This is a genomic window from Mesorhizobium sophorae (assembly GCF_002270415.1).
In the GTDB taxonomy this organism is placed as follows: Bacteria; Pseudomonadota; Alphaproteobacteria; order Rhizobiales; family Rhizobiaceae; genus Mesorhizobium; species Mesorhizobium sophorae.
Genome location: NZ_NNRI01000009.1, coordinates 40,477 through 62,291 on the forward strand (window position 1 = coordinate 40,477; position 21,815 = coordinate 62,291).

Annotated in this window: 20 protein-coding genes; 8 read left to right on the forward strand and 12 right to left on the reverse strand. The window is 62.5% G+C overall.

Features of this window, described 5'->3' with window-relative positions; translation table 11 throughout:
- Positions 1-299: 299 nt before the first annotated feature.
- From urtE to urtA, 5 genes are all read right to left on the reverse strand, one after another.
- A complete protein-coding gene (gene urtE, locus CGZ66_RS15745) occupies positions 300-995 on the reverse strand; it encodes an urea ABC transporter ATP-binding subunit UrtE (RefSeq protein ID WP_095085070.1) in 696 nt (231 codons plus the stop codon).
- A gap of 69 nt (positions 996-1,064) precedes the next feature.
- Entirely contained in the window at positions 1,065-1,811 is a 747-nt protein-coding gene (gene urtD, locus CGZ66_RS15750; RefSeq protein ID WP_095085071.1) for an urea ABC transporter ATP-binding protein UrtD, read from the reverse strand.
- A 6-nt stretch (positions 1,812-1,817) separates the two neighbouring features.
- Positions 1,818-3,050, reverse strand: a complete 1,233-nt coding sequence (urtC, locus tag CGZ66_RS15755; protein ID WP_095085072.1) for an urea ABC transporter permease subunit UrtC — start codon at positions 3,048-3,050, stop codon at positions 1,818-1,820.
- Positions 3,047-4,663, reverse strand: a complete 1,617-nt coding sequence (gene urtB / locus CGZ66_RS15760) for an urea ABC transporter permease subunit UrtB (protein ID WP_095085150.1) — start codon at positions 4,661-4,663, stop codon at positions 3,047-3,049. Before urtB ends, urtC begins: the two co-directional genes overlap by 4 nt.
- Positions 4,664-4,779: 116 nt before the next feature.
- A complete protein-coding gene (urtA, locus tag CGZ66_RS15765; protein WP_095085073.1) occupies positions 4,780-6,090 on the reverse strand; it encodes an urea ABC transporter substrate-binding protein in 1,311 nt (436 codons plus the stop codon).
- A 300-nt stretch (positions 6,091-6,390) separates the two neighbouring features.
- Between urtA and CGZ66_RS15770 the strand changes: the two genes are divergently transcribed.
- Together CGZ66_RS15770 and CGZ66_RS15775 are read left to right on the forward strand one after the other, a co-directional pair.
- Positions 6,391-6,798, forward strand: coding sequence for a hypothetical protein (locus tag CGZ66_RS15770; protein WP_095085151.1), 408 nt, complete (start codon positions 6,391-6,393; stop codon positions 6,796-6,798).
- 121 nt (positions 6,799-6,919) lie between these two features.
- Positions 6,920-8,830, forward strand: a complete 1,911-nt coding sequence (locus CGZ66_RS15775) for a PhoX family protein (RefSeq protein WP_095085074.1) — start codon at positions 6,920-6,922, stop codon at positions 8,828-8,830.
- 108 nt (positions 8,831-8,938) lie between these two features.
- Here the strand turns inward: CGZ66_RS15775 and CGZ66_RS15780 are convergent, their stop codons facing one another.
- The 3 genes from CGZ66_RS15780 to CGZ66_RS15790 form a co-directional block, all read right to left on the reverse strand.
- The gene (locus CGZ66_RS15780) at positions 8,939-10,510 is read right to left on the reverse strand and encodes a GMC family oxidoreductase (RefSeq protein ID WP_095085075.1); all 1,572 of its coding nucleotides are present in this window, start codon (positions 10,508-10,510) and stop codon (positions 8,939-8,941) included.
- Between the two features lie 47 nt (positions 10,511-10,557).
- A complete protein-coding gene (locus CGZ66_RS15785; protein WP_095085076.1) occupies positions 10,558-11,088 on the reverse strand; it encodes a Twin-arginine translocation pathway signal in 531 nt (176 codons plus the stop codon).
- Between the two features lie 172 nt (positions 11,089-11,260).
- A complete protein-coding gene (locus tag CGZ66_RS15790) occupies positions 11,261-11,656 on the reverse strand; it encodes a VOC family protein (RefSeq protein ID WP_095085077.1) in 396 nt (131 codons plus the stop codon).
- Positions 11,657-11,886: 230 nt separating this feature from the next.
- Between CGZ66_RS15790 and CGZ66_RS15795 the strand changes: the two genes are divergently transcribed.
- Complete coding sequence (locus tag CGZ66_RS15795) at positions 11,887-12,192, forward strand: ribbon-helix-helix domain-containing protein (RefSeq protein WP_095085078.1); 306 nt, start codon at positions 11,887-11,889, stop codon at positions 12,190-12,192.
- On the opposite strand, the gene CGZ66_RS15800 is transcribed toward CGZ66_RS15795, so the two are convergent.
- Complete coding sequence (locus tag CGZ66_RS15800; protein ID WP_095085079.1) at positions 12,189-12,899, reverse strand: purine-nucleoside phosphorylase; 711 nt, start codon at positions 12,897-12,899, stop codon at positions 12,189-12,191. The two genes, CGZ66_RS15795 and CGZ66_RS15800, sit on opposite strands and share 4 nt — an antisense overlap.
- A gap of 88 nt (positions 12,900-12,987) precedes the next feature.
- Positions 12,988-15,561: a cell cycle histidine kinase CckA gene (cckA, locus tag CGZ66_RS15805; RefSeq protein ID WP_095085080.1), complete on the reverse strand. Its 2,574-nt coding sequence runs from the start codon at positions 15,559-15,561 to the stop codon at positions 12,988-12,990.
- Positions 15,562-15,784: 223 nt separating this feature from the next.
- On the opposite strand from cckA, the gene CGZ66_RS15810 reads away from it, so the two are divergent.
- A complete protein-coding gene (locus tag CGZ66_RS15810; protein WP_095085081.1) occupies positions 15,785-16,531 on the forward strand; it encodes a flagellar biosynthetic protein FliO in 747 nt (248 codons plus the stop codon).
- A gap of 132 nt (positions 16,532-16,663) precedes the next feature.
- Here the strand turns inward: CGZ66_RS15810 and dksA are convergent, their stop codons facing one another.
- Positions 16,664-17,080, reverse strand: coding sequence for an RNA polymerase-binding protein DksA (gene dksA, locus CGZ66_RS15815; RefSeq protein WP_095085082.1), 417 nt, complete (start codon positions 17,078-17,080; stop codon positions 16,664-16,666).
- Between the two features lie 340 nt (positions 17,081-17,420).
- Between dksA and CGZ66_RS15820 the strand changes: the two genes are divergently transcribed.
- From CGZ66_RS15820 to CGZ66_RS15835, 4 genes are all read left to right on the forward strand, one after another.
- A complete protein-coding gene (locus CGZ66_RS15820) occupies positions 17,421-17,924 on the forward strand; it encodes a SixA phosphatase family protein (protein ID WP_095085083.1) in 504 nt (167 codons plus the stop codon).
- Positions 17,925-17,987: 63 nt separating this feature from the next.
- On the forward strand, positions 17,988-19,466 hold the full coding sequence (locus CGZ66_RS15825) for a YcjX family GTP-binding protein (RefSeq protein WP_095085084.1): 1,479 nt from the start codon (positions 17,988-17,990) through the stop codon (positions 19,464-19,466).
- Positions 19,463-20,560, forward strand: a complete 1,098-nt coding sequence (locus tag CGZ66_RS15830) for a YcjF family protein (RefSeq protein ID WP_095085085.1) — start codon at positions 19,463-19,465, stop codon at positions 20,558-20,560. Before CGZ66_RS15825 ends, CGZ66_RS15830 begins: the two co-directional genes overlap by 4 nt.
- A gap of 135 nt (positions 20,561-20,695) precedes the next feature.
- A complete protein-coding gene (locus CGZ66_RS15835) occupies positions 20,696-21,250 on the forward strand; it encodes a hypothetical protein (protein WP_095085086.1) in 555 nt (184 codons plus the stop codon).
- A gap of 77 nt (positions 21,251-21,327) precedes the next feature.
- Here the strand turns inward: CGZ66_RS15835 and CGZ66_RS15840 are convergent, their stop codons facing one another.
- Positions 21,328-21,594: a hypothetical protein gene (locus CGZ66_RS15840; protein WP_095085087.1), complete on the reverse strand. Its 267-nt coding sequence runs from the start codon at positions 21,592-21,594 to the stop codon at positions 21,328-21,330.
- Between the last annotated feature and the right edge of the window lie 221 nt (positions 21,595-21,815).

Consider the following 21,815-nt stretch of genomic DNA (forward strand, 5'->3'; position numbering starts at 1 on the left):
CGTGGAACTTGCCCGGCCTTCGCCGCGCCCCTCGATCTGCGATAACACCAGACTGATACGGAAACGGCCGACTCACAAAAGCCAAGAAAAGACTAGCACGCAGCCGCCGGCGCGCCAGAGACACGGATGACTGGATCGAAGAAATATTGGACTTGCGAAAGACTTCGGACCGTCACCTGAAGTCCATTGCTGATTCTAGTCCATGTCGCCCAAAAGTGCGCAGCGGTTTTGGGACAACGACATGGACAAAACCACAGATCTAAAGCGCGTCGTTTGAATCCGTCTGGATGCGACGCGCTTTAGACGGTCAGGAATTTGCGGACATCCGCCCTGTCGAGATCTTCCGCAGGGCCGGTGTGGACGATCAGGCCGCGGTCCATGATGTTGACCTCGTCGGCAAGCTCGCGGCAGAAATCGAGATATTGTTCGACCAAAAGCACGGCGATGCCCGCCTGGTCGCGCAGATAGCGGATGGCGCGGCCGATATCCTTGATGATTGACGGCTGGATGCCTTCCGTCGGTTCGTCGAGCACCAGCAGCTTCGGCCGCATCACCAGCGCCCTGCCGATGGCAAGCTGCTGCTGCTGGCCACCGGAAAGGTCGCCGCCACGGCGACCCAGCATCTGCTTCAGCACCGGGAACAACTCGAAGACATGGGCGGGCACGTTGCGGTCGCCACGCTTCAGCGGCGCAAAGCCCGATTCCAGGTTTTCCCGCACCGTGAGCAGCGGAAAGATCTCCCTGCCCTGCGGTACGAATGCGATGCCCGACCGGGCGCGGTCATACGCCGCGCTCCGGTCGAGCGCCTTCCCCTCGAAGGCAACGCTTCCGCTCGTCAGCCGATGGTGGCCGACGATCGATCTCATCAAACTGGTCTTGCCGACGCCGTTGCGGCCGAGCACGCAGGTGATCTTGCCGGCGCCGGCCTTCAGCGACACGCCACGCAACGCCTGGGCGGCGCCGTAGTGGAGCGTGGCATCAGAAACTTCGAGCATGTCAGCGCCTTCTCCAGAACCGCAGGAAGGACAGATCGAAGCGATGGAATTGAACCCGCCAGACCATGCTCATCTCCCCAGATAGACTTCGACGACGCGCTCGTCGGCAGACACGAAATCGAGCGTGCCCTCGGACAGCACCGAGCCTTCGTGCAGGCAGGTGACCTTGACGCCCAACTCGCGCACGAAATGCATGTCGTGCTCGACGACGATGACCGAATGGTCGCGCGCGATCTCCTTGAGCAGCCGCGCGGTTTCCTCGGTCTCTGCATCGGTCATGCCGGCGACCGGCTCGTCGACCAGCAGCAGCTTCGGGTCCTGCGCGAGCAGCATGCCGATCTCCAGCCACTGCTTTTGTCCATGGCTCAAATTTGCCGCCAGCTGGTCGCGTTTGTCGCCGAGCCGGATGATGCCGAGAATGTCGTCGATCTGCCGCGCTTCGGCGGCCGAGCGGCGATGGAACAGCGCCGGGAAGATCGAGCGCGGCCCCTTCAACGCCAACATCAGATTCTCCTCGATCGTGTGGTTTTCGAAGACCGTCGGCTTCTGGAATTTGCGGCCGATGCCCATCATGGCGATCTCGGCTTCATCATGCCTGGTCAGGTCGATCTGGCCGTCGAAAAACACCTCACCCTCGTCGGGCCGCGTCTTGCCGGTGACAATGTCCATCATCGTCGTCTTGCCAGCCCCGTTGGGGCCGATGATGGCGCGCATCTCGCCCTTGTCGAGCACGAGCGACAAATTGTTGATGGCGCGAAAGCCGTCGAAGGAAACCGAGACGCCGTCGAGATAGAGGATCGTGTGCGACTTGCTCATGATCGCTCACGCCGCCGGCTGTGGTTCGGGGCTGGACGAGGACCAGTCGCCAGGCCTTGTCGCCGCGCTACGAACGATCTGCGGCGGCGGCGGGACGACAGGGTCGATGCCGGCCTCCTCGGCCAGCGAGGCCGCCCGCAGCGCTTTGGCGTTGCCGCGCCAGGAATCCCACATGCCGACGATGCCTTTGGGCAGCAAAAGCGTGACGGCGACAAACAGGCCGCCGAGCGCAAACAGCCAGAATTCCGGCAACACGCCGGTGAACCAGGATTTGCCGGCATTGACCAGCAGCGCGCCGATGATCGGCCCGACAATGGTGCCGCGCCCGCCGACTGCAGCCCAGATCACCACCTCGATCGAATTGGACGGTTCAAACTCGCCGGGATTGATGATGCCGACTTGCGGCACATAGAGCGCGCCGGCGATGCCGGCCATGACCGCCGAGACGGTGAAGGCGAACAGCTTCACATTCTCCGCCCGCCAGCCGAGGAAGCGCGTGCGGCTCTCGGCGTCGCGCACCGCCATCAGGAGCTTGCCGTATTTGGATCCGACGATCGCCCAGGTGACGAAGACGGCGAGCGCGAGCGTCACCGCGCTGGCGGCGAACAGCGCTGAACGCGTCGCGTCGGCCTGCACGTTGAAGCCGAGAATATCCTTGAAATCGGTCAGGCCGTTGTTGCCGCCGAAACCCATGTCGTTGCGGAAGAAGGCGAGCAGCAGCGCATAGGTCATCGCTTGGGTGATGATGGAGAGGTAGACACCGGTGACACGGCTGCGGAAGGCGAACCAGCCGAAGACGAAGGCGAGCAGGCCAGGTATCGCCAGCACCATGAGCCCGGCGAACCAGAAATGGTCGAAACCCGTCCAGAACCAAGGCAATTCCTTGTAGTTCAGGAACACCATGAAGTCCGGCAGGATGGGGTTGCCGTAGACGCCGCGCGCGCCGATCTGGCGCATCAGGTACATGCCCATCGCATAGCCGCCGAGCGCGAAGAACGCACCGTGGCCGAGCGAGAGAATGCCGCAATAGCCCCAGACAAGGTCGAGCGCCAAGGCGAGCAGCGCATAGCAGAGATATTTGCCGGTGAGCGCCACGATGTAGGACGGCACGTAGAAGCCGCTGGTCGGCGACACAGCCAGGTTTAGCAGCGGCACGATGACGGCCACCGCCAGCAGGATGAGAATCGTGATCGCGATGCGGCGGTCCGCACCCGCCGCGAAGAAGCGTCCGGTGATCATGCTTCCACCGCCCTGCCCTTGAGTGCGAACAGGCCGCGCGGGCGCTTCTGGATGAACAGGATGATCAGCACCAGCACGACGATCTTGCCGAGGACCGCGCCGGCATAGGGCTCAAGGAACTTGTTGACGATGCCGAGCGAGAAGGCGCCGACCAGCGTGCCCCACAGATTACCGACACCGCCGAAGACCACGACCATGAAACTGTCGATGATGTAGCTGCGGCCGAGATTGGGCGAGACATTGTCGATCTGGCTGAGCGCAACACCGGCGATGCCGGCAATACCGGACCCGAGCGCGAAGGTCAGCGCGTCGACCCATGGCGTCCTGATGCCCATCGAGGCGGCCATCCGCCGGTTGGCGGTGACGGCGCGCATCTGCAACCCCCAGGGCGTGCGCTTCATCACGTAGAGCAGCACGGCAAAGACGGAGAGCGCGAAAACCAGGATCCAGAGGCGGTTCCAGGTGATCGCGAGCTGGCCGACATTGAGCGAGCCCGACATCCAAGAGGGATTGCCGACTTCCTGGTTGGTCGGCCCGAAAATGCTGCGCACGGCCTGCTGCAGGATCAGCGACACGCCCCATGTCGCCAGCAGTGTCTCCAGCGGCCGCCCGTAGAGAAAGCGGATAACGCCACGTTCGATGGCCAAGCCGACAAGCGCCGCGACGAGGAAGGCGAGCGGCAGCGCGATGACCAGCGACCAGTCGAACAGGTCGGGAAAGGATGTGCGGATCACCTGCTGGACGACAAAAGTCGTGTAGGCGCCGAGCATGACCATCTCGCCATGCGCCATGTTGATGACGCCCATGACGCCGAAGGTGATGGCAAGCCCGATTGCCGCCAGCAGCAGCACCGAGCCCAGCGAAATCCCGTACCAGATGTTCTGGCCGGCATCCCAGAAGGCCAGCGTCGAATTGATGTTGGCGATTGCGGCCGTCGCCGCCTCCTTGACCGCACCCGAGGCGTTCGCTTCGATCGAGGTGAGCAGCGAAACCGCATCGCGGTCGCCCCGTGCGCCGATCAGCGCGATGGCGGCGAGCTTGTCGGCATCCGGCCGGTCAGAAACCAGGACCGAGGCGGCGCGGGCCTGTTCGAGCAGGGCCTTGACGCTGGCCACCGTCTCGCTGGCGATCGCGGTGTCGAGCGGCCCGATGTTTGCGGCATCGGGTGTCTTGAACATGGTGTCGGCAGCGACGATGCGCACGGCCGGATCCTTGGCGCCGAGTGTCAGCGTGCCCAGCGCATCGCGTATGACGCGGCGCAGCGTGTTGTTGACCTTGATCTTGGTGATGTCGTCCTTGGCGGCATCCGCCGACTTCTCGCCGCTCAGCGGATCGAACAGCTCGACGATGTCGCCAGCTTCCTTGCCGACGAAGACCAGCGAATCCGCCTTGCGGATATAGAGGTTGCCGTCGGCAAGTGCCGCAAGCGGCCGTTCGACAGCCGGATCACCTGTGGCCGCAAGGTCGTGGACGACGGTGCCTGTCTCGGAAAAGCCCTTGGCCGTCGCGAATTTGGCGATGATGCCACGCAGATCGGCTTCGCCAGCACCCGACGACGACAGCGTCGCCAGCAGGAACAAAAGCGTCAGGCCAATCGCGCGTAACAGGTTCATCGGCTTCAGGCGACCCTTGAATGTTGAATGGGCGTCCGGACGGCGGAGGAAACCGTCCGGACGCTGGCGGTCTGAGGTCATGGACCTGCGGTCCAGACCTGGTCAGCCCGGGAGGATCAGTTCGTACCCTTGCCGCCGCACTTGCCGGTGGCGACATTGAAGTTGCCGCAGGACAGAGGCGCGCGCCAATCGGAGATCAGGTCCTTGGAGTCAGGCAGGTAGTCGGACCATTCATCGCCCATCACCAGGCCCGGCGTACGCGAAACCGTCTCGAACTGGCCGTCGGCCTGGATTTCACCGATCAGCACCGGCTTGGTGATGTGGTGGTTCGGCATCATGGTCGAATAGCCGCCGGTCAGGTTGGGCACTGAAACGCCGATCATGGCGTCGATGACCTTGTCCGGATCGGTGGTGCCGGCCTTCTCGACCGCCTTCACCCACATGTTGAAGCCGATATAGTGGGCTTCCATCGGGTCGTTGGTGGTGCGCTTGTCGTTCTTGATGAACTTGTGCCAGTCGGCGATGAACTTCTTGTTCTCAGGCGTATCGACGCTTTCAAAGTAATTCCAAGCGGCGAGATGGCCGACCAACGGCGCCGTGTCGAGACCGGCAAGCTCTTCTTCGCCGACCGAGAAGGCCATGACCGGAATATCCTCGGCCTTGATGCCTTGGTTGCCGAGTTCCTTGTAGAACGGCACATTGGCGTCGCCGTTGACGGTCGAGACGACGGCGGTCTTCTTGCCGGCCGAACCGAATTTCTTGATCGCGGAAACTTCGGTCTGCCAGTCGGAGAAGCCGAACGGCGTGTAGTTGACCATGATGTCTTCCGCCGCGACGCCCTTGGCCTTCAGATAGGCCTCGAGGATCTTGTTGGTTGTGCGCGGATAAACGTAGTCGGTGCCTTCAAGCACCCAGCGCTTCACCGAACCGCCATCCTCGCTCATCAAATAGTCGACGGCCGGAATGGCCTGCTGGTTCGGCGCCGCACCCGTGTAGAACACGTTGCGCTCGCTTTCCTCGCCCTCATACTGGACGGGATAGAACAGGATGTTGTCGAGCTCGCTGAACACCGGCAGCACTGATTTGCGCGACACCGAGGTCCAGCAGCCGAACACCGCGGCGACCTTGTCCTTGGAGATCAGCTCGCGCGCCTTTTCGGCGAACAGCGGCCAGTTGGAGGCCGGATCGACGACCACGGCTTCGAGCTTCTTGCCGAGCAGGCCACCCTTGGCGTTCTGCTCATCGATGAGCATCAGCATGGCGTCCTTCAGCGTCGTCTCCGAGATCGCCATGGTCCCCGACAGCGAATGGAGAATGCCGACCTTGATCGTGTCGTCGGCCGCCCCGGCAGGCGTGGACATCAACAGGCCGGCAGCAACGACGCTCGCCGAAAACATTTTTGTTATTGTCGAGAAATTACCCCTCATGCCTAACACTCCCAGGCTGGTTGATTGCACCGCAACAATGCAATGCAACCCCCGTGCCAATCGCTCAGGAGACGCCGAATAATAGGTGATAGTTCAACATTATCAGGTGCTTGGTATATTAGCTTTATGAAAACAAAGAGGATCGGTTAAAAATTGATTGAGAGAAATTTGCGCAACGCACAAGGCGCCTGCCTAATTTTCGCCCAAATTGGCAATGTGCCTATTTTTTGGACTTCGCCGGCGGATGTTGCGGCTCGGCGCAGAAATAGGGCAAGCTCGCCCCATCAAATGAGCGACGTCATGGCATCCGGCATTTCACGCATTTTTATCGGCATATTGCTTCTGGCGGCAGCGACCGGCACTGCCCGAGCCGACTTCAGCGACGGTAAGATGCCCGACGGCATCTACCACTGCGAAGTGTACCTGCTTGGCATGTTCCTCGACCTCGGTGACATCACCATCAAGGGCAACGTCTACAGCGGCCCAGTCACCTTCGGGACCGCCCAGCAGGGCTACAATTACCAGATGGATGCAAACGGCGTGATCTCCTGGCTGGGACCGCTCGGCGGCTATACGGCTGGCGGCAACTCGCTGTCGCTGACCCAGGCCACGCTCGACGGCCAAAGTGCGCCCTCCTTCGACATCATCATGAGGCAGCCCGACGGCGCCTTCACCGCCTCGACCTGCACCAAAGGAAGCGGTCAGTAGATTATTCCCTGGTAATCGCCGCCGCCTCGGCGGGCCTGCCTCTCTCTCATGTCATCTGGATGTTGCCGAAACTGAATAGGCAGCGGTGCGCCGTCACCATCCACCTTGAGAGGCAGACACAATGGCCAACTCCCCGTCTTCATCCTCCCCTGTCATTCGCGACGTCATAGCCGAGCGCGTCTCGCGCCGTACTCTCCTGAAAGGCAGCCTTGCATCTGGTGCTTTGATTGCCGGCGGCAGCTTCGTCGGTTCGTTGTTTGCCGGAGAAACACATGCCGCGGCGCTTTCCACACTTGGCTTTCCCGAGTTGAAGCGCGTCTACGACAAGACCCACGCCGCCGCCGAGGGCTATGAGGCCACGATCGTGGCACGCTGGGGCGACCCGCTCGTCGCGGGTCTGCCGGATTTCGACGGCAACAAGGTCGCTGCCGACGAGCAAGGGAAGCGCTTTGGTTACAACTGTGACTACATCGCCTTCCTGCCGCTGCCAAAAGGCACGGTCAATTCCGACCACGGCCTGCTCTGCGTCAACAACGAATACATCTCGCCCAATGTCATGTTTCCCAGCATGACCGAGGATGACGCCGGCAAGACGATGAGCAAGGAACAGGTCGATCTCGGCATGGCCGCCATGGGTCACTCAATCGTCGAAGTGCTGTTGAAGGACGGCAAGTGGTCGCTGGTCGAGGACAGCCCGCTCAATCGCCGCATCACCGTCAACACCGAAATGATCGTCTCCGGTCCGGTTGCGGGCCACGCCTTGATGCAGACCTCGGCCGATCCCACCGGCACGAAGGTACTCGGCACCAGTTACAATTGCAGCGGCGGCTTCACCCCGTGGGGCACCGTGCTGACCTGCGAGGAAGGTGTTTCCGACCTGTTCGGCGGCGATCCGAAGAAGGCGCCGACCGCGGACATCCTCGACCGCTATGGCTTCGACGGTTCCGACGTCTATGGCCGCGGTCGCTTTCACGACCGCTTCAACATCGACAAGGAGCCGAACGAGGCCAACCGTTTCGACTGGGTGGTCGAGATCGACCCCTATGATCCCCAGTCCAAGCCGTTAAAGCGCACCGCGCTTGGCCGCATGTCCCATGAGGCGTCCACCGTCGTCCTCAACAAGGACGGCCGCGTCGTCGTCTACATGGGCGACGACGATTATTTCGAATACATGTACCGCTTCGTCTCGAACAAGGCTTACGATCCGGCCAAACCAGCCTCCGGCAACGACCTGCTGGACGATGGCGTGCTTTCGGTCGCGCGCTACGACGCCGACGGCTCCATGACCTGGCTGCCGCTGATTCACGGCCAGGGCAAGCTCACGGCTGAAAACGGCTTTGCAGATCAGGCCGAAGTGCTGCTGAAAACACGGCTGGCGGCGGACGCGCTGGGTGCCACGCCGATGGACCGCCCCGAGGACATCGAGACCAATCCGGTGACCGGCCGCGTCTATGCGGTGATGACCAAGAACAAGAAGCGCGACCAGTCGAAGGTCAATCCGGCCAACACGCGTCCGGAAAACCTCTGGGGCCACATCGTCGAACTGATCCCGCCAGGCGGCCGCGGCGTGGACGCCGACCATACCGCCGACAAATATGCCTGGGATCTGTTCGTGCTGTGCGGCAACCCTAAGGACGCCGCGGTCGGCGCTACCTTCCACCCGGACACATCGGACAATGGCTGGTTCGTCTGCCCCGACAACATTACCTTCGATCCGGCCGGCCGGCTCTGGGTGGCGACCGACGGTGCCAATGATTTCGACCTGCCGGACGGCGTCTACGGCGTCGACACCGAAGGCCCGGCGCGTGGCCTGCCGAAGCTGCTGTTCACTTGCCCGCATGGCGCGGAGGCGACTGGCCCGTGTTTCACCCCCGACGGCACGACCTTGTTTCTGTCGGTCCAGCACCCGGCCGAGGACGCCGAGACGCTCGACAAAGTGCAGACACTGTGGCCCGACTTCAAGGACGGCCAGTTGCCCCGCCCGTCCGTGGTCGCCATCCGCCGCAAGGACGGGCAGCCGGTCGGCGCCTAATCAGTCTGGTCACACAAAAGGCGGAACGCGCGTTGCGCGTTCCGCATTGCGGCCCGGGAGGACACTGAAATTGGCACCGCCCCGGTTACGGGGCGATGTCTTGCCGGCTCAGATCGTCTTGGCCGACATCTGCGCGGCGATGTAATCGGCCTGGCGGATCGCCAGCGACACGATCGTCAAGGTCGGGTTTTCGGCGGCACCCGTCGTGAACTGGCTGCCGTCCGACACGAACAGATTCTTGATGTCGTGCGTCTGGCCATGCTTGTTGACGACGCCGTCGGCCGCCTTCTCGCTCATCCGGTTGGTGCCGAGATTGTGGGTCGACGGATAGGGCGGCGTCGGGAAGGTGCGCGTGGCGCCGACCGCGGCGTAAAGCGCCGAGGCCTGCTTGTAGGCATGGTTGCGCATCGCGGTGTCGTTCGGGTGATCGTCGAAATGCACGTCGGCGATCGGCATGCCGTGCTCGTCCATCATGTCGGCATGCAGCGTGATGCGGTTCTCCGCGCGCGGCATGTCCTCGCCGACGATCCACAGCCCGGCCATGTGGTCGTAGTGGTCGAGCGCCGTGGTGAACGAGCGGCCCCAGGCCCCTGGATCGAGGAAGGCCGCCATGAAGGGCAGGCCGAGCGACAGCGTTTCGAACTCGTAGCCACCGACGAAGCCGCGTGACGGATCATGGCGCGCCTCGTCGCGGATGATGCCAGCCATGGTGGTGCCGCGATACATGTGCACCGGTTTGTCGAAGATTGCATAGACCGAGCCCGTGGTGTGGCGCATGTAGTTCTTGCCCACCTGCCCCGATGAGTTGGCAAGGCCGTCGGGGAATTTGCCCGACGACGAATTGAGCAGCAGCCGCGGGCTTTCGATTGAGTTGCCGGCGACGGCGACGATACGGGCTTTCTGCTCCTGCAGCTTGCCGTCCTTGTCGGCGTAGACCACGCCGGTCACCTTGCCCGAGGCGTCATGGTTGATCTTGATCGCCATGGCGTTCGGCCTGACCTCGAGATGGCCTGTTGCCTCGCCCTTGGGGATCTCGGTGTAGAGCGTCGACCATTTGGCGCCCCATTTGCAGCCCTGGAAGCAGAAGCCGGTTTGCTGGCAGGACAAGCGGTCGTCGCGCTCGACCGAGTTGATGGCCATGTTACCGGTGTGGCATTCCTTGTAGCCGAGCTTGTCGGCGCCAGCCTTCAACACCTTGAAATTGTTGTTGCCCGGCAATCTCGGCCAGTCATTGGTGCCGGTGACACCCATCTTGGCTTCGGCCTTGGCATAGTAAGGCTCCATCTCTGCCAGCGTGATCGGCCAGTCGAGCAGATTGGCGCCCTCCAGTTTGCCGTAGGTCGACAGCGTCTTGAACTCGTGCTCCTGGAAACGCAGCGACGCTCCGGCCCAATGGGTCGTCGACCCCCCGACCGACTTGACGATCCAGGCCGGCAGGTTCGGAAAATCCTTGGCCACACGCCAGTCGCCGGAGGTGGTGCGCTTGTCCTTCCAGGCGAGTTGGGTGAACGAATCCCACTCGTCGTTGACAAACTCCTCATATTCGTGGCGCGCGCCGGCCTCCAGGATGACGACGTCGACACCCTTCTGGGCAAGTTCGTTGCCCAGCGTACCGCCGCCGGCGCCCGAGCCGATGATGACGACCACGCCGTCGTTGTTCAGGTCAAATGCTGTTGCCATGGTTTCCTCCCATGATTTTCTGTTTGCGGGTTCAAGAACGAACGGGCTCAGAGCCACTCGATGTCGTTGAAACCGCGCGCGATGTAGCCGCCCTTGGAAAAGGACTCGCCCTCGTAGCCGAAGATCGGCCAGACCTCTTTCTGGTTGTAGAGGCTGACGACGAGGCCGCCACGGATGGCCTGGAAGAACGGCGTCGCCTCGATCTGCTTCAGCACCGCGACGCGCTGCTCCTCCCAGCCAAGGCCCCGGTAGCCTCCGTCCCCAGACTTCTTGTCGAGGTCGGCGATACCGTCTTCGATCATCGTCTTGTAGGCGGCGTCCTTGCCGGCCTGCTCGTCATGGCCTTTCACGGCTATGGCGTAATATTTGTCGGGAACCTGATCATGCGGATAGATGTCGCGCGCCATCTGGATCAGCGTCGCCATCGTTTCGGGCTTGAGCGCCGATGTCTCGAGCCCCCAGGCATGTTCGGGGCTGATGACCGCGCTGCCGGAAATGACGAGCAGCGCACCAATGCCACCGCGTTTGAGAAGCTCACGACGTGAAAGTCCAGGCTTCCCGTCATAGATCGTGACCATAATATTCCTCCCTGCTTGCTGTTTGCGCCCCTTGAAGCGCGCCACAATCGACGTGCTTCAAGACCTTGTTTGTGCATCTCTCTTTTGTCCCAAAACCGCTGCGCACTTTTGGGCGAAATGCTTCAGAGCGCCGTTGCTGGCGTCGCGCCCGCCGGTGCGGCCGCATCGTCTCCTATTGGAAGCGGCCTCCTCGTTGCAGAACCTCGATCTTGTAGCCGTCCGGATCCTCGATGAAGAAGAAGCGGGCGATCGGCGAACCGTCATGGTTGAACTCGACGATCTTCTTCGGGTTGAGGCCGAGCGCGCCGAGGCGGTCATGTTCGCTGTCGAGGTCGGCGATCGAGACCGCGAGGTGGCCGTAACCATCGCCGAGCACGTAGGGCTCGACCCTGCCCTTGTTCACGGTCAGTTCGAGCTCGAACCCGGTTTCGGCGTTGCTGAGGTAAATGAGCGTGAACGTCTCGAAGTCCAGCCTGTCGGCGACATCGAGCCCGAAGGCATTCCTGTAGAAATCGACGGATCGGGCCTCGTCGAGAACCCGGATCATGGAATGAATTGCTTTGGCCAAATCAGTCTCCGCCCTTGTGTGGAGCCAATTATGGGCAGAGCGGGGAAAAGGTGGTGGCAGCCGGTTACCACGCCCAAAACCGTGAACTGGCGATGCGCTTTAGGGGACAGGGACGAAAGTCCGATTGCCGTTCCGGCAATTTTGCCCGAGAATGCGCATGGGGACAGGTCGAGCAGTATCAGACCGTACGCCTGCCCGCCCAAGACCAACAAGCATGGGAGGTTTGTCGGATGTGCAGGGTATTTGCGGGCCAGGACCCCGAAGGCTACCGCCAGATCAATCGGTCGATTCGCATTGACGGCCACTCCACCAGCATCCAGCTTGAGGCGACCTTCTGGGCGTTGCTCGATGAAATCGCCGAAAACCAGGGCCTGACGACGCCGAAATTCATCTCCAAGCTTTACGACGAAGCCATCGAGATCAACGGCGCCATTCCAAACTTTGCCTCCATGCTGCGCACCACCTGCGCGCTGTATCTGCGCGGCCATCGGCCGGGCATGGATGAACAGGTGATGCCGAAGCGGCAAGCCGCCTAGCTGTCGACCGCGACAGCAAGCGCCAGCCGGCTCATATCGTTGAACAGGTCCTGGCGCTCGGAGTAGTCTGTCAGTTCATCGGTCTCGATGTTGTCAACCACCGTGCACATCGACAGTGCCCGAGCCCCGAAATGCGCCGCGATGCGATAAAGCGCGCTGGTTTCCATATCCACGGCCAGAGCACCGGCTGCCTGCGCATCGGCAAAGCGGCCGCGTCCTTCAGGATGATAGAAGATGTCGCTGCAAACCGTCAGTCCGGCACAATGGTCGATGCCAAGTTCGACTGCCTTGGTCAGCGCGCAGCTGAGAAGTGCCGGATCCGGACCGGCGACAGCCTTGTAGAGGCCGAAAACCTGACCGCTTTGAGCGCTTTCCGCCTGTGCCGATTGCGAGATGACTAGGCTGCGCAGCTTGGCCTTGGCCGTCAGGCTGCCGCAGGTGCCCGTGCGGATCAACGTCCGGGCGCCATAATAGTCAAGTAATTCATGCACATAGATCAGAAACGACGAGACGCCGATGCCGGTCGCTTGAATGCTGATGGGTCTGCCGCGAAACAGTCCGGTAAAGCCAAGGGCGCCGCGTCGGCGATTGATGCAGCGCGGCGCTTCCAGAAAGGTTTGCGCCATCCATTCGGCGCGCTGCGGGTCACCCGGCAACAACACCGTGTCGGCGTAGGCACCCTTGTCTGCTTCGTTGTGTGGCGTCAACCGCTGCTCCCCCAAGCCCGCCTGCCGTTTCAGCCCTCAATCATGGCGTTGTCACGGCGTCTTGCAAGGAAAAGAACATCAGGAGATTCTAATTCTCCAACACATCCTTGACTATCGTCGCCAGTTGCTTGAGCGAAAACGGCTTTGGCAGGAAGCCGAAATGCGCATCCGCCGGCAGGTTTCTGGCGAATGCGTCCTCGGCGTAGCCGGACACGAAGACGAATTTGATGTCCGGCTGGCGCTTGCGCAATTCACCAAGCAGCGTCGGTCCATCCATTTCAGGCATCACCACGTCCGAAACGACGATGTCGACCTTGCCGCCCAGCGCCTCGAACACTTCCAGCGCCTCGACGCCCGAGGAGGCCTCGTGCACGGTATAGCCGCGTGACACCAGCGCCCGCATCCCGCCCATGCGCACGGCGTCCTCGTCCTCGACGAGCAGCACCGTGGCCGAGCCGGACAGATCCTTGGCCGCATCGGCAAGCTTCACCGGTGCCGCCGGCAGATCGTCGGGCTGGCCTGCTTTTTTCGCTTCCGCTATATGACGCGGCAGGAAAATGCGGAAAGTCGAGCCCTTGCCGACCTCGGAATCGCAGAAGATGAAGCCGCCGGTCTGCTTGATGATGCCGTAGACCATCGACAGGCCAAGCCCGGTGCCCTTGCCGACTTCCTTGGTGGTGAAGAAGGGTTCGAAAATCTTCTTCAGTACGTCTGGCGCGATGCCGCTGCCGGTATCCTCGACTTCGACCACGACATAGTCGGCCGGGGTGAGTTCGCGGTAGGAGAAGGCTTTGCATTCCTCGGCGGTCACATTGCGTGTGCGCACGGTGAGATCGCCGCCTGCTGGCATGGCATCGCGCGCGTTGACCGCAAGGTTGACCACCACCTGTTCGAACTGTCCGATATCGACCTTGACCGGCCACAGGTCGCGGCCATGGTCGACCTTCAGCTTGATGTCGTTGCCGACAAGGCGGGCCAGCAGCATTCTGAGATCGGCCAGCACGTCGGTCAGGTTGAGCACTTCCGGCCGCAGCGTCTGCTTGCGCGAGAAGGCCAGCAATTGCCGTACCAGCGAGGCCGCCCGGTTGGCATTCTGCTTGATGTTCATGATGTCGGGGAAGGACGGGTCCGACGGGCGGTGGTTGGTCAACAAAAGGTCGGACGCCATGATGATGGCGGTCAGCACATTGTTGAAGTCGTGCGCGATGCCGCCGGCAAGCTGGCCCACCGCCTGCATCTTCTGGCTTTGCGCCATCTGCCCTTCGAGCGCCTTCTGCTCCGTCGTCTCGACGGCGTAGACGATCGCCGACTCCTCGGCCCCCTCGCCGCCGGTGCCGTCGGCGACCGCGTTGACGTAGAAACGGATGTGCCGGTCGTCGTTGCCGGGCAGCAAGGTATCGATCGGCTCGATGTCGGCCTGCCGCTGCTGCGCTTTTTCAAAAGCGGCAGCGAAGGCCGGCCGATCGCGCTCATGGATCACCGTGTCGAGCCGCACGCGGCGATCGACGGCGTCCCGGTCGACGACGGACGAAAACAGCGACAGGAACGGCGCATTGGTGCGCAGGATGCGCCCACTGTGGTCGACGCCGGCGATCGCCATCGGTGTCGAGTTGAAGAAGCGGGTGAAGCGCACCTCCGAAGCACGCAGGTCGGCCGAGGCGTCCTCGCCCTGCGTGCGGTTGAGCACGATCGTGCGCGTCGGCCCGTTGAGGCCTTCGCGGCTGGCCGAAACGCGGTGCATGAAGCGCACCGGCAGCGCTTCGCCCGTCATCGTCGTCAGGTCGAGATCGATGACCGCGTTGCGTGTCGTTCCAGGGTCGGCCTTGACCGAGCGGACCAGCGCCATGCCGTCTCCGGCCACGATCTCCGGCAGGGTGACGGAGCCGGGCGTGAAACTGGTAAGGTCGATGCCCAGCCATTCGGCAAGCGTGGCGTTGATGTAGGTGACACGGCCGTCCTGGTCGGCTGAAAAGAAGCCGGCTGGCGCATGGTCGAGGTGATCGATCGCCTTCTGCAGGTCGAGGAAGAAACGCTCCTGCTCGGCCCGCTCCTGCGAGATGTCGGCAAGCTGCCAGGCCAGCATCGGCAGCCGCTGGCCTGGAACTCTGAAGGCGCGGGCACGCGCCCGATACCAGCGGGCGCCGGGCTCGGCGCCCGGCCTAATGGACTGCGCGAGACGAAACTCGCCGTCGCCCGACTGTCCGTCGCGCAGGCCGGACGCCAGCCGATAGATCGTCACCGAGGCTTCGGGGACATCCGAGAGCAACCCCTCGACCGTCTTCAGGTCTGCCGCCGACGTCGCGCCGGTCATGTCGGCATAGGCCCGATTGGCGTAGACGACGCGGCCCTTGGTGTCGGTGACGAGAAGGCCCTGCGACATCGAATCAACGAATGCCTTCGAGAGTTCGTCACCGGTCGAGCGTGGCGTGATCTGCACGAAGCCGATCGCCGTGGCGAACAGGAAGCCGACGCCGATCATCGCCAGCACACCGAGCATGCCGAGCAGGAAAGGGTCGCCCAGGCGCTCGCGGAAAAGGCCGAAGACAATAGCGGCCCCGGTCAGAACGACGATGAAGATGATGAGCCGGGTAACCGCGCCCGGTCGCGTATTCTGGTCGACGATCGGTACCGGATAGAAATCGCCGCGCGCTTCCTTGGCCATGTGCCCCCTGCTCGTGAATTCCGGTGTTCCGACACCCGCCCTTGACCGGTTGAATCATATTCTCCTGGTCCGGAAAAGGCCTGGGCGGCAAATGTCGGATAAAAATGATATCTTCCGGCCTTCGGAGTTTTCAAGCTGTTCATCAAGCGCGGAAACGCATTGCGGTAGCCCGCCGCAACGGTCTAGTGTCGCATCACCTCCTCAGGGCAATCAGGGAAAACCAATGCAATGGCTGGATAGCGTGGCGGGCCCCGGTTATGCCGCAGCACTGTTGTGGACGTTTGCAGCGCTTGTCCTGCTGGTCATCGTTCTCGTTATCATCAAGCTTGTGCGCAACCTGACGTTCGGAACCTTCGTTGCCGGCGGCAGGAACCGCAAGACGCGGCTGGCCGTCATGGACGCCACCGCCGTCGACAGCCATCGCCGGTTGGTGCTGATACGCCGCGATGATATCGAACATCTGCTGCTGATCGGCGGTCCGACCGACGTTGTCGTCGAACGTGACATCCGGCTTTCGGCGCCACGCCGTCCGGCGCTGACCGGAGATGGCGGCTTGCAGCCGGTGCCGGCCGCCGCGGCCCCAGCGGCGAAACCGCGTGCACCTCAATCTGCTCCTCCGCCGCCGGCCAGGCAGGCACCTGCTCCGCAGCCGGTGAATGCGGCGGCGCCCGCACGCCCGCGCCAGGCAGCGCCAGCACCGGTGCCTGCACCAGCACCGCTACCGAAGCCGCAGCCGACCAATGTCACACCGCTGCCCGCCTATGGATCCGCGAACGCCAATGCCGTCAGGCAGGCGCCACCGCCGCCAACGCAGGACAGCATCGACGATAAGCTGATGAAGGAACTCGAAGTGTCGCTCGACCAGCCGCGTTCGAGCAGCCCGGTGAGCAAACCGGCGGCGAAGGCACCGCAGTCGCTCGACGACGAAATGACCAAGCTTCTGGGCGAACTCTCCAGCCAGAAGAGATGATCAGAATCTGACCTGCACAGCGGGCCGGGGAATTGGGCCGGGCGGGCGCGCCAACAAAAATGGCCGGAAAACCGGCCATTCTTATATCAACATCGCCGCAAACCGTCATGAGCACAGCCCATGGGCTATGCGTCAGTCGTCGCGATAGACCTTTTCGCGGCGCTCATGCCGCTCCTGCGCTTCGATCGACAACGTTGCGATCGGACGCGCATCGAGCCGCTTCAACGCGATCGGCTCGCCGGTCTCCTCGCAATAGCCGTAGGTGCCTTCGTCGATGCGCTGCAGGGCCGAATCGATCTTTGCGATGAGCTTTCGCTGGCGGTCGCGGGCCCTGAGCTCGATTGCGCGGTCGGTTTCCGAAGAGGCGCGGTCGGCGAGATCGGGGTGGTTGGCGTTTTCCTGTTGCAGGATTTCGAGAGTTTCGCGCGCTTCGCGCAATATGTCATTCTTCCAGGTGACGAGCTTTTGGCGGAAGTAGGATTTCTGCCGTTCATTCATGAACGGCTCGTCTTCGGAGGGTATGTAATCGGCGGTAACGATGTCGTTCATTCGACTCACCCAAACTGCCCCAATTTTGGCGCCTATATATTCGCGGTCCGACGCCTGCACAAGCGCAATCGGCCGCTGTCTCACGCAATTGTTAATGTTCGGTGGCGGGCGCCTTTGCAGCAGCGAATGGTCGTTTTGATACCAAACTACGCTTCGACACTTTGGATCCCGTGCGACATGCTTTTCGAAGACCGGCATGATCTTCGCGCCGAAGCACAAGCGCCCTTTGCGGCACCGCACATCGATGATTCGCTGTGTTTGAAGAACACGGGCCATTGTGCGCAGCGGCTTTCTCGTGGCTAATCCAGGAAGTTCGGCATTCGGCGTCAGCGGAGGTTGGGTGGGCACGCTTTATCTGTTGCGACATGCCAAGGCCGGCTGGGCACTGCCCGGCATGCGCGATTTCGACCGCCCGCTCGACGCATCCGGCCGCGCCGATGCCGAAATGATGGGCGCCGCCATGCGGTCCCGCTGCTATGTTCCGGACCTGACCATCTGCTCCAACGCCAAACGCGCCAAGGAGACGCTGGAAGGCCTGGCCGGTCAGACCGACACCGGACGGGTCCTGTTCTTCGACACGCTCTACAGCGAAGACGCTGCCGGTTACCTCCGCCTCATCCGCGACAATGGCGGATCGGGTTCGTTGCTGGTCATCGGCCACAATCCGATGACGGAGGATCTCGCCATGGCGGTTTCGGGCAGTGGCGACGAGACGGCGCGGGCCACGCTCAACCACGGTTTCCCGACCACGGGCCTAGCGGTCGTCCGCTTCGACGGCGACCTGGCAAAAGCAGCCCAGGGCGCCGGCCATCTCGAAGCGTTCCTGACGCCGGCCGATCTCTGACGCCATTTCAAAGCCGGGTTCCACAGCCTATATCGGGCGGACCGAAGCCCGAGAGATCACATTTTGGCATCATCGCTGACCACTTTCACCGACGAGGCGAGGATTGCCCTCGACACGCTGTCGGGCCGCGCCACCGGGCTTTTCTCTCCATCGCTGCGATTGGGTGTCACGGGCCTGTCCCGAGCCGGCAAGACGGTGTTCATATCGGCCTTTGTCCACAATCTGATCCATGGCGGGCGCCTGCCGCTGTTCGAGGCCCAGAAATCCGGGCGCATCGCCCGTGCCTTCCTCGAACAGCAGCCTGACGACGCCGTGCCGCGCTTCCAGTACGAGGATCACATCGCCGCACTGGTCAACGATCGCGCCTGGCCCGATTCGACGCGCGCCATTTCCGAATTGCGGCTGACCATCGAATATGAATCGGCCTCCGGCTGGAGCCGCATGTTTTCCTCCGGCAAGCTGTCGGTCGATATCGTCGACTATCCCGGCGAATGGCTGCTCGACCTGCCGCTGCTTGGCAAATCCTTCGCCGATTTTTCCGGCGAAGCCTTCGAAATGGCCGTTTTGCCGGTGCGCGAGGACCTGTCGCAGGCCTGGCGGGCGCTGTCGGCGGAGATTGACCCGAACGCCGATGCCGACGAGATGACAGCGCGCCGCCTGGCCGAAAGCTTCGCCGCCTATCTGAAGGCCTGCAAGCTCGACGAGCGGGCGCTTTCGACCTTGCCGCCCGGCCGCTTCCTGATGCCTGGCGATCTCGAAGGCTCGCCCGCACTGACCTTCGCGCCCCTGCCTGGGCTGGGCGACAGGCGTCCACGCCCAGGGTCGCTGCACGCCATGATGGACCGGCGTTACGAGGCCTACAAGACGCATGTCGTCAAACCGTTCTTCCGCGAACACATCACGCGCCTCGATCGCCAGATCGTGCTGATCGACGCCATGCAGGCGCTGAACGCCGGCCCCGGCGCCATGGCCGACCTGGAGCGCGCGGTGACCGAGATCCTCAGTTGTTTCCGTCCCGGCCGCGGCAGCTTCCTCACCGACCTGTTTTCACGGCGCATCGACCGCATTCTGGTTGCCGCGACTAAGGCCGACCATCTGCACCACGAAAGCCATGACCGCTTGCAGGCGATCGTGCGGCGGCTTGCCGACCGTGCCGTGGCCCGCGCGAATTTCACCGGCGCCGATGTCGATGTGGTCGCCATGGCGGCGGTGCGCGCGACGCGCGAAGGCACCGTCAAGCAGGGCCGGGAGACGCTTCCTGTCATCATCGGCACACCGATCGCCGGCGAGAAGATCAACGGCGAAACCTTTGACGGCAAAACGGAAACTGCCATATTTCCCGGTGATTTACCGGAGAATATTGATGCGGTTTTCGATATTTCGGGGTCCGATCACAAGCAGGATACCGTGGACCCGGCAATCCGCTTCGTCCGTTTCCGTCCACCAAAGCTCGAGCGCACCGCCGAAGGCGTCACGCTGTCGCTGCCGCATATCCGGCTCGACCGTGCCTTGCAATTCTTGATTGGAGATCATCTGGCATGACCGCGCCCCGCAAGCCGGCCGCATTTCGTATCGAGCCGGAAGCCAAATCGAAACAAGAGGCGCCAGAGGCACGCCGTGTCCAGGCCCAGGTTGACTCCCAGCGGAAGCCCCGCGCGATGAAGACCGATGTCGCGATGGTCATCCCGGCGGAAGTCGATGTCTTCGACGAGCCTGACATCGTTGCCGCCGAACCGCCGCCGGCGATCGCCCCCAGAAAGCGGTCGCTGCTCGGCAGCATCTTCTTCGGCGCCTTTGGTGTGCTGGTTTCGCTGGCTGTCGGCCTGTGGACCGATCAGCTCATACGCGACCTCTTTGCGCGTGCGGAATGGCTGGGCTGGCTGGCCGCCGGCATGGCGGCCATTGCCGTGCTGGCACTTCTGGTCATCCTGATCCGCGAGTTCCTGGCCATCGCCCGCCTCGCCGAGGTGGAAAAGCTGCAGAAGCGGGCGCTCGATGCGATTGCACGCGACGATCCCAAGGCGGCACGATCGGTGGTCGACGAGCTGTCGGCCTTCGTCGCGGCCAAGCCCGAGACTGCGGCCGGCCGCCGCGCGCTGGCTGAACTGCGCGGCGAAATCATCGATGGCGGCAATCTGGTGCGCCTGGCCGAAGCCGAAATTCTCGGCCCCCTCGATGCCAGGGCCAAGGTGATGATTCTCGAGGCGGCCAAACGCGTCTCGCTGGTGACGGCGGTCAGCCCGCGCGCGCTGGTCGATGTCGCCTATGTCGTGTTCGAGGCCGGACGCCTCATTCGCCGCCTGTCGGAGCTTTATGGTGGGCGGCCGGGAACGCTCGGCTTCTTCCGCCTCGCGCGCAGCGTGCTGGCGCATCTGGCGGTCACCGGTTCGATCGCCGTCGGCGACAGTTTCGTCCAGCAGATCGTCGGCCACGGCCTGGCGGCGCGCCTTTCGGCCAAGCTCGGCGAGGGCGTCGTCAATGGCATGATGACGGCGCGCATCGGCATCGCGGCGATGGAGACTACGCGTCCCCTACCCTTCAGCGCCGCGAAGCGTCCGGGACTGGGCGATTTCCTCTCGGCGCTGACATCGTTTGCAACCAGGAAAGATGCCGAAACAACCCCAACCGGCAAGTGAACCGGGCTGCAGCTTTTGGACCTTCGGAATTGTTACCGGACTGCTTTCCAGTGGTCCCGTAGTGACGAAGCATTAACCAATCTTGTTCATGGTCAGACGGGTTCCAAACAGCCTCTTTGTTGCCGGGTGTCGTCGATGAAAAGTGTAATTCTGTCCAGCGTCTTGCCCCTGGCAACCGCGATAACAGCACTCGTCGGCATTGCCGGGGCGGCTTCCGCCGCGGAGCCGGACAAGCAGTTCTTCCAGTCGGCCGAAGGCAAATGGATCGGACCCGGTGAAATCGTCGCCGGCAAGTACAAAGGCACCAAATTCAACTGCAGCTTCACCGGCTCGACGCCGGACGGCAAGGTCGGCATGACACTCGACGGCGGTTGCCGGGTCGGCATGTTCACCCAGCAAATGTCGGCCACGATCGAACGCAAGGGCCGCGAGGGCTACAAGGGCAGCTTCATGGGCGGCGCTACCGGTTCCGGCCTCGACATCATCGGCGGCAATGTCGTCGATGCCCGCAAGGTGGTCTTCACCATCAACCGCAACCAGCTGCGCGGCGTGATGCAGGCCCGCATCCCTGACGACAATTCGATGACGGTGACCATTGCGGTGCGTGTTGACGACCAGTTGGTGCCGGTGATCGGCATGAGCCTGAAGCGTGTCGATGCCATCGAAGTCGGCTCCATCGCGCCAAACTGAACAATCATAGATCTCTAAAAGCAAAAAGGCGGCGACCCAACGGTCGCCGCCTCGTTCAAACCGCTTCGATCCTGCGATTAGCCCTTGATCGCGGCCGTCACCTCGTCATACGCCTTACAGGCGTCGGCCAATGTCGTGGTGCCCTGATATTTGGTTGTCACGGCCTGCACCTTGGCCGTCAGGTCAGCCGCCTTGGACGGGTCCTTGGTGATCGCTTCCTGCAGCGCGGCAGCCATGTCCTGCGCTTTCTTGGTTGCGATCTCGGCCGTGCACTCGGGCGCCTTCGAGCACGCCGAACCGGCTAGCACCGCCAAGCCGACGGCAACAAACAAAAACTTCTTCATGTCAGTCATCTCCTCAAAAGGGCTCGACTTGATCGTCGCTCACCCTCCAATGGCCGAAGCCGAGCGTCCTTAGCCTTCGATTGTGGCAAGATGCAACGCGTTCCCAACGTCAACTTGTGTAACGCGCCCGCAACAACGCCGGTGATCCGGATTCAGGCTGTTCGATCTCCACCGAAGCCCCTATCTTCGCCCCTTGTCAAAGAGACTTCGAAATCGGAATC

Excerpts from the sequence above, each read along its gene's own strand:
- urtE (WP_095085070.1), bottom strand. The coding sequence starts at position 995 with ATGCTCGAAGTTTCTGATGCCACGCTCCACTACGGCGCCGCCCAGGCG.
- urtD (WP_095085071.1), bottom strand. The coding sequence starts at position 1,811 with ATGAGCAAGTCGCACACGATCCTCTATCTCGACGGCGTCTCGGTTTCC.
- urtC (WP_095085072.1), bottom strand. The coding sequence starts at position 3,050 with ATGATCACCGGACGCTTCTTCGCGGCGGGTGCGGACCGCCGCATCGCG.
- urtB (WP_095085150.1), bottom strand. The coding sequence starts at position 4,663 with ATGAACCTGTTACGCGCGATTGGCCTGACGCTTTTGTTCCTGCTGGCG.
- urtA (WP_095085073.1), bottom strand. The coding sequence starts at position 6,090 with ATGAGGGGTAATTTCTCGACAATAACAAAAATGTTTTCGGCGAGCGTC.
- CGZ66_RS15770 (WP_095085151.1), top strand. The coding sequence starts at position 6,391 with ATGGCATCCGGCATTTCACGCATTTTTATCGGCATATTGCTTCTGGCG.
- CGZ66_RS15775 (WP_095085074.1), top strand. The coding sequence starts at position 6,920 with ATGGCCAACTCCCCGTCTTCATCCTCCCCTGTCATTCGCGACGTCATA.
- CGZ66_RS15780 (WP_095085075.1), bottom strand. The coding sequence starts at position 10,510 with ATGGCAACAGCATTTGACCTGAACAACGACGGCGTGGTCGTCATCATC.
- CGZ66_RS15785 (WP_095085076.1), bottom strand. The coding sequence starts at position 11,088 with ATGGTCACGATCTATGACGGGAAGCCTGGACTTTCACGTCGTGAGCTT.
- CGZ66_RS15795 (WP_095085078.1), top strand. The coding sequence starts at position 11,887 with ATGTGCAGGGTATTTGCGGGCCAGGACCCCGAAGGCTACCGCCAGATC.
- cckA (WP_095085080.1), bottom strand. The coding sequence starts at position 15,561 with ATGGCCAAGGAAGCGCGCGGCGATTTCTATCCGGTACCGATCGTCGAC.
- CGZ66_RS15810 (WP_095085081.1), top strand. The coding sequence starts at position 15,785 with ATGCAATGGCTGGATAGCGTGGCGGGCCCCGGTTATGCCGCAGCACTG.
- dksA (WP_095085082.1), bottom strand. The coding sequence starts at position 17,080 with ATGAACGACATCGTTACCGCCGATTACATACCCTCCGAAGACGAGCCG.
- CGZ66_RS15830 (WP_095085085.1), top strand. The coding sequence starts at position 19,463 with ATGACCGCGCCCCGCAAGCCGGCCGCATTTCGTATCGAGCCGGAAGCC.
- CGZ66_RS15835 (WP_095085086.1), top strand. The coding sequence starts at position 20,696 with ATGAAAAGTGTAATTCTGTCCAGCGTCTTGCCCCTGGCAACCGCGATA.
- CGZ66_RS15840 (WP_095085087.1), bottom strand. The coding sequence starts at position 21,594 with ATGAAGAAGTTTTTGTTTGTTGCCGTCGGCTTGGCGGTGCTAGCCGGT.